We start from the raw sequence: 6,912 nt of genomic DNA, 5'->3' as shown, positions 1-6,912 counted from the left end.
ATCACCCCTCGCACGGAGGATGATTCGGCCCGGTTCGAGCGACAGCTGGTTCATGGCACGGCCATGGGTGGTGTGGCGGGAAAGGCGACCGGTAGCGCAGTCAGCGAGCGGTGGAAAGGTCCTGGCCGCCAGGTTAATTCCTCGATGGATACGGCGAGGCTCAGCTCCGGCAGAGCGTCGAGCAGCTGATCGATGGCGTCCCGGGCGATCAGGTATGCCACCGAACTGGCCGGGCAGGCATGCGGTCCGGCGCTCCATGCGAGGTGCGAGCGGTTGTCGGTGTATTCGCCGTTATTGATTTTGGGGTCATTGTTGCAGGCGGCCAGACTGATTATGACCGGCTGATGGGCGGGTAGCCACACACCATCGATCAGGATCGGTTGCCGCGGAAAGGTTGCGGAGTAGTTCGCCAGCGGAGGGTCGGTGAACAGTAATTCGTCCAGGGCATCTCGGGTCGGCAGGCTGCCGCTGAGAATCCCGCCAGCGAATCGCTCGTCGGTGAGCATCAACTGCAGCGTGTTGGTGATGAGGTTCTGCAGCGGTTCGATTCCTCCGGCGTAGAAGGCCAGCACATGGTGAATCATTTCCTCGTTGTCGAGCTCGGCCGGGTGTTGCAGCAATCGCGTCACGACGTCGTCGCCGGGATGAGATCGCTTGAGAGAGACCAGATCCGCCATCGCACCGGCGAACATCGCGCCACCTTCGACCGCAGCATCCACACCGTTGATCATTGCGGCCATTCCGATGGCAGCACGCTCGCCGATGTCTTGGGGGCACCCGAGCATGGTATTGATCACGGTGAAGACGAGCGGCAGTGTGTATTGCGAAATCAGGTCGGCGTTACCGTCGCTGCAGAAGTTGTTGATCAGTGGGATGGCGACCTGTTCCACGATGTCATGCAGTGCGAATTGATCGATCCCGTTGACGCCCTCGACTGTCGCCTGTCGATAGCGTGTATGTTCGGCACCGCTAACGCGGATCGGGGAGGGACGCCACTCAAGCATCGGTAGTATCGGACAGTCGCTCGGGATGTCGCGTTGCCAAGTCCGGGAATCGGCGGGGAAATGGTCGGGATCGTGCAGGATGCGCAAGGCAGTCCGGTAGCTGATTACGAGGGTTGCAGGTACGCCGGGTGAGAGGTCCACTGGGACCAGGGAGCCGTACCGTGCGCGCATCTCGCTGTAGGCGCGGTGCGGGTCAGTGCAGAATTCCTTGGCGTACAACGCCACCCGCGCACTGGCGAAATCGGTCGGCGAAGTCACTGCAGTCTTGATCGAAGGTCGTGTCACTGGTGCGGCTCCGGGCGAGAGATCGTGTTGGTCGGTTGGTGCGGTCGGACCCGCGAGGATTGAGACGAGTGGAAGCGCGTGCCAAGCCGAATGAGATCTAGAGTGGGGCACGACTAGTGACGAGCTCCGAGCCGGTGGAGGGCGGGCGTTGCCCACCCACCCCACCACCCTCCTAGGCAGGCCGAGGTCAGGCGTGCGCAGCTATGGAGCTACGGCCGGTGATATCAGACAAAAGCGCCCGCACATCGTCGGGAAGCTTTTCTCCGCGCCACGCTACGTGCCCATCTGGGCGGACCAGCACTAGGTCCCGCTCGTAGACTCGGCGTGCGACCCCGTGAGCGATGTCGAGAACCTGGAAGGGAACGCCTGCTTCCGCGGCGGCCGTGGCTAGCGGCTCGGCCGCCTCGCAGCCGACGAAGCTGACGAGAGTGAAGGTGTTGCGGAAAGCGTCGATAAGGGAAGACCCGTCAGCGAGACGAACGTGGGGGGCGCGTGCACCGGGGACGGTGGTGGGAACGTAGGTCGACACGTCGTGGGACGAGATCTCCTCTCGATCGTCACTGGCGATCACAGAGGACTGATAGCAGTAGCCCATCTCGACACCATGGCTCTCGTGTTCACCGGTGTTGGCCGCGAAGTATTCGGCGAGAGCCTGACGGTGAGCGTCGGCGTTCGGGCCGTCAGACTCTATGAGATCGCGCTGAGCCAGTTTCTGGGCGTTGACGTGCACGTTGAGATGGCGGAAAGACCAATCGCGGGCTAGAAGAGCGACGGGACGACGCTCGACCTCGTAGCTGTCAAGCAGGTTGACGTCGCCGAATCCGTTGATCACCGCAGCGAGTTTCCACCCCAGGTTCACCGCGTCAGCGATGCCCGTGTTCAACCCGTATCCGCCCGTCGGGATGACTTCATGGGCGGCGTCACCGGCAACGAACAAACGTCCGAGGCGATAATGGTCGGCCACAAGAACATTGGCCTGCCAAACGCTACTTTGCAGAACCTGATCGACTTGTAGGTGCCTACCGCACACTGCGTCCAGCAGTTCCTGCTTGTCGATGTCCTCAGTGCGAACTCCGTCGGTGATGGCGCTGGTCTGCAACGTCCACGTGTCTCGCTCGTCCTGGGCAATGATGGCGCCGACGCCCCCGCCCACGAAGAATGTGTGCCAGAACTGACCGTGCGAATGTAGAGTCTTCAAATCCCGGGATTTGAAATGAACTTGGCAGAAGGTGATCACCCCACGATCACCTTCCATCTGCAGATCCATCGCACGCCGGACCACCGAACCGGCGCCGTCGCAACCGACCAGGTAGTCCGCCTCAAGGGTGTGGTCGGCACCGCCAACTGGCGACACGATCTTGACTGCGACCGCGTCATCGCTTTGAGTAACCTCGTTGACCCGCCATGGACGTAGGACTTCGATGTTCTCGTCGGTCAAGCAATGACGCATGAGCAGCTTCTCGACCTCGATTTGCGTCACCCGCTGCCAGGCATGTGCCGGTGTAGTGCCGTCATTGTGGGAGGCGATCCACTCGGACATCTGGTCTACGCTGGGGTAGATCCACCGACCGACCTCGGGGCCTGCCATCGACGTGCAGAACACAACGTCGTGGGAGTAACTCGCACCGACCCCGACCGAGCGGATCTCCTCGGCAAGTCCGAGGCGGGCCAGCAGTTCCATGCTGCGCGCGTTGGTCAGGTCCATCTTCGGGAAACGCGTGGTCTGAGGTGCCTGTTCGATGAGAGTGCTCTTGACCCCGTGCAAGCTGAGTTCGAGCGCGAGGATCATACCCACCGGTCCGGCGCCCGAGATCAGCACCGAGCGCCGGTACGAAGTATCGACCTTCTGGTCGAGGTTCTCGGGCGCGGACTTGGTATCGCTAGCGCCGTTGTCCATCGGACGGCTGGTGGGGTGACTCATGTTGCTCCGTTCAAAAATGAGGTGCCGAGTTGCAGGATCCATCGCCAGCCCGGAACGTGGCACCAGTCGTGTGGCGGACGTTGTCAGGCCGGGGCAACCCTGAACCAGCAAGAGGGGTAAGGTGAAAAGTCAGCTTGAAGCGACGACCGGGCTGGTATCCATGGAGATCAGATATTCAGTTACCTGGCCGTTCTCAACCCAGGTGCGGGTCACGGCGGGAAGGGTGAATTCGGTGCCGTTGGCCATCGTGTACGTGACTTCGACCCGTAGAGGCATCACTGCACCGTCCGGCCATTCTCCGAGGACCGAGTGCCGGATGCCGACCACCGACCCGAGATAGCTGGCAACCCAATCCTGGATGGCTCTGCTTCTGCGAATCGTCTCGCTATTACCCATGCGGAAGGTGCAGTCATCGGCAAAGTAGCCAAAAAACGGGCGATATCGGTATCCGCGGCCTCAAGCAGACCACGTGTGATCTCCAATTCACTCGATGTCGAGCTGGTGTCGTTTATCATGATGGATCGTCCTTTGTGTCTCGATTGACGTGGCCGCAGCGCCCAGGAGATGTTTTGCTGCAGGTCGGATAGCTGGGAAGGATTTGCGGGTCGTCGTCGCTCACTTCGCGGGCCAGGGACATCAGCTGACGAAGGCGGGTTCAGGCGTCCGACATCGACGACTAGGACGAAGCATCCGACGCGGTCGTCAACGAAACTCGACGTCGAGCTCTTCAATTGGGGCATTTCGGGCAAAACGGCGAGAACTCCCACATCAGGTCATCGGCGATGCGCACGCTGCGACCCGGCGGCACGGGGTCGGAAGATGTCGCGACGGCGACCGGTGTACACCAACGTGGCCTCACACCATTCGATGTGTGCTGTAGCGCGCTCAAGCGAGACCTTCTTCTGCCGTTCTGCAGCCTTCGCAGCAGAGTAAGTGGAAAAGACCCAGCCTTCCGGCGGATGTCCATTCGGCGGCAGCCAAGCCGCCAATCGGCTGTGTCTTGCACCACAAGTAGAGCGCAGAAGTGGTCCCTGTCGCACTGGTGCGCGACACAGGGTTCGCACCGAATTTTGGGCTGGAAACCAGGTCCTACCGCGATCCACTACGAACTGAGATTGCGTCCCCGCGGATCGTGGGAGGGCTGATGGAGCCAATTATGTATACGCAATGCAGCACGCAGGTTAGTCGTCGAGGAATCCCCGTGGCCGCACAACGAGAGCGCTCGTTGCACTCGATAAGTCACAGTGTTCTTGGATATATGTTCAGCGGCGGCGACTCGTGCCAGGCTATGGTCCATGTCCAGGTACCGGCGCAGCGTGGATCGCAAATCAGCCATTCGGGAATCTTGGGCACCCAGCGGCCCCAGAACGCGGTCGACGAATCGCGCTGCGGCTTCCGGATCGGCGAGGAGCAATACTTCCAGTGCCACGTCTTCGTGGGCAGTCACCGCCCCCTCTGTTTGCTCGCGCATCCGCACCAGCCGCTCGACGGCGCGGGCCTCCAGGTGGCTGCGACTGAAGCCCTCGATGCCGGGGGCGATCTCTCCAGTGACAACCCAAGTTTCCCTTAGCTGGGGAATTTGCAAGTGCCGCGTGCGCGTGGAATCCGGAACGACAGTTCCCCACGCCCAGATCGCCTGCACCCCAACCGGAATGATCAAAGTTGCTGTCACTGCACCCCAGCGGCGCAGGACTGGTTCAACGACGCTGCGCAGGTCGTGGCGAGAATGCGGAACACTCCAGGCGATCATTGCGACATGTTCGCCGACGACAGGGTAATCCAGGACTTGGGTAGCGCGAGCCGGATCGACTGTCTCACCATGGATGATCTTGGTAGCAAGCTCGAGGCGAGCCGCCGAGACGCCGGCCGCCCACGAACTTTGCTCCTCGATGAAAGCCGAAGCAGCAACTCCGGTGAAGTCGTCGATCTCTTCGAAAAGGAGAATCGAGATCCGCCGTAATTCCGCGGCAGCGCGGTCCTGCGGAAGCTGTTCGCTGGCACCATCGAGCAGTGCTGATGCCAACACCGCATATCCGACCCTAATTGCGCGAAGCAGGTCGTTGAGGTCCATACCACGACGCGCGAACTCACCGGCAACTTCGGTCACTTCTTGACTTGCGAGGGTCGTATCCTGGTCACCGATTCCGGCGACCAGGGTAAGGGCTTGCAGAGTAGTTGAAGTTGTGGCGCGCAGCACCGCGTCGACAGCGGAGGCACCCTCGCTCAGGCGGGGCAGAGCATGAGCGATCCGGCTGGTTACATTCTGACCAACCTCCAGTGCCCACTGCACCGCTCCAGCTCCCAGAGCGGCACGGACCCGGTCGGCCTTCGATCCCAGCCAAGCGGGTTCCGGCACTGCAGGACGGCTCGCCGCCAGTCCGCACGCCCAATGCGGCACTTCAAACCTTTCGCTGATGCTTCCCGCCCAACATCCAGGCGTTGGTTTACAGACCAATCTTTCCGGATTTTCCTGGTTCTCAGCCAGTGGTGCGCTGGATGGAAATTAGTTGAAATTGTATCGACCGCTGGCGTGATGCACACCACACCTTGATCACTACATGTTATCACATATAACGGACTGCGCACGGAGCATCGATGACGCTGCGCCGTGGTGCAGGAAGAGCGGCCCGCCCAACGAAGTGCGAGGCCGCCCCGATTCGCAAAGGAGCCGATCGATGAGTCCTACCACTACACCGAAGTTTGCGCATGTCGTCCTGCAGACCAGCAAGCTAGAGGAGATGCGCGACTGGTACTGCAACGTGCTGGACGCTCATGTGGTCTTCGAGGGGCACGGGCTGTGCTTCATCACTTTTGACGAGGAACACCACCGCATCGCGCTGCTTGGCGCCCCGGCACAGCTTGATCCCAGAAACCCTGGTGCCGCCGGCATGCATCACACCGCCTATACCTACGCGACACTCGACGATCTGCTCGATCGCTACGACGCGCTCAAGGCTCAGGGCATCGAGCCCAAAGTACCAATCCAGCACGGAGTGACCACCTCGCTGTACTACCAGGATCCAGACGGCAACTTCGTAGAGTTGCAAATCGACAATTTCGCAAGCCCTGAGGAGGCCACCTCCTACATGAACGGCCCGGAGTACGCAGACAATCCGGTCGGCGTACGGTTTGTTCCGGAGCTGATGCGCACTGCACTTGCAGAGGGAACGCCGGTGTCGACGATCACGACTCAGACGTGGGCATTGCAGACCAGCCCCGACCTTCCGGACCCGATGGCCGCGCTGACCACCTGAGCCCTCGAACATGGCGAGCTAGGCCGTAACCGAATATCGTGATGTGCGGTAGCCGGGCGGGGCCCGCAACCGCAGGTCTCGTCACCAACCTCGAGGTTTCGAAAATGTCTCACATCGATCTCGGTACTGGCCACAGCGCGCCCTGGACACCGCACCAATTCTTCGCGGGATAGAGTTTCTCAAGTTGCTCTACACCGGTTGCAGCATCCTCGTGAAGTGATTCCGCATTTTGCCAATGCCTTTGGATCTTGACGCACTAAAATGGTACATCTACTACGCTGCCCATTTCCGCAGCTCGCACCAGAGCAATAGACCAAAAACGACCAGGATGCATCCCCACGCACCGGAACGCGGAGCGCTTTGAGAGCTCTGCGGTCCGGTTCTTTGATGTACCGATTTGCAACCGGCGACTCTGCGGTACCTCGACACCTTTCAAGTGCAGACTAAA

At 60.8% G+C, this 6,912-nt stretch carries 5 protein-coding genes; 1 reads left to right on the top strand and 4 read right to left on the bottom strand.

All coding sequences use genetic code 11. The features are described from left to right. Positions 1 to 50: 50 nt before the first annotated feature. The 4 genes from AC5WS7_RS40455 to AC5WS7_RS40440 all read right to left on the bottom strand — a co-directional run bounded on the left by AC5WS7_RS40455 (position 51) and on the right by AC5WS7_RS40440 (position 5,500). The gene (locus AC5WS7_RS40455) at positions 51 to 1,262 is read right to left on the bottom strand and encodes a cytochrome P450 family protein (protein ID WP_495959963.1); all 1,212 of its coding nucleotides are present in this window, start codon (positions 1,260 to 1,262) and stop codon (positions 51 to 53) included. Positions 1,263 to 1,476: 214 nt separating this feature from the next. Next, positions 1,477 to 3,210 carry an FAD-dependent monooxygenase gene (locus AC5WS7_RS40450; protein WP_495959962.1) on the bottom strand — a complete coding sequence of 578 codons (1,734 nt, stop codon included), beginning with the start codon at positions 3,208 to 3,210 and terminating at the stop codon, positions 1,477 to 1,479. A gap of 129 nt (positions 3,211 to 3,339) precedes the next feature. Continuing rightward, a complete protein-coding gene (locus tag AC5WS7_RS40445) occupies positions 3,340 to 3,606 on the bottom strand; it encodes a nuclear transport factor 2 family protein (RefSeq protein ID WP_495959961.1) in 267 nt (88 codons plus the stop codon). Between the two features lie 706 nt (positions 3,607 to 4,312). Further along, positions 4,313 to 5,500 (bottom strand): PucR family transcriptional regulator, encoded by a 1,188-nt coding sequence (locus tag AC5WS7_RS40440; protein ID WP_495959960.1) that lies wholly within the window; start codon positions 5,498 to 5,500, stop codon positions 4,313 to 4,315. A 385-nt stretch (positions 5,501 to 5,885) separates the two neighbouring features. On the opposite strand from AC5WS7_RS40440, the gene AC5WS7_RS40435 reads away from it, so the two are divergent. Next, positions 5,886 to 6,464, top strand: a complete 579-nt coding sequence (locus AC5WS7_RS40435) for a VOC family protein (protein ID WP_495959959.1) — start codon at positions 5,886 to 5,888, stop codon at positions 6,462 to 6,464. The last annotated feature ends 448 nt before the right edge of the window (positions 6,465 to 6,912 follow it).

The organism is Nocardia sp. PLKS1-43 (assembly GCF_059510335.1).
This window is presented reverse-complemented; position numbering and strand designations above follow the sequence as displayed.

Excerpts from the sequence above, each read along its gene's own strand:
- AC5WS7_RS40450 (WP_495959962.1), bottom strand. The coding sequence starts at position 3,210 with ATGAGTCACCCCACCAGCCGTCCGATGGACAACGGCGCTAGCGATACC.
- AC5WS7_RS40445 (WP_495959961.1), bottom strand. The coding sequence starts at position 3,606 with ATGGGTAATAGCGAGACGATTCGCAGAAGCAGAGCCATCCAGGATTGG.
- AC5WS7_RS40435 (WP_495959959.1), top strand. The coding sequence starts at position 5,886 with ATGAGTCCTACCACTACACCGAAGTTTGCGCATGTCGTCCTGCAGACC.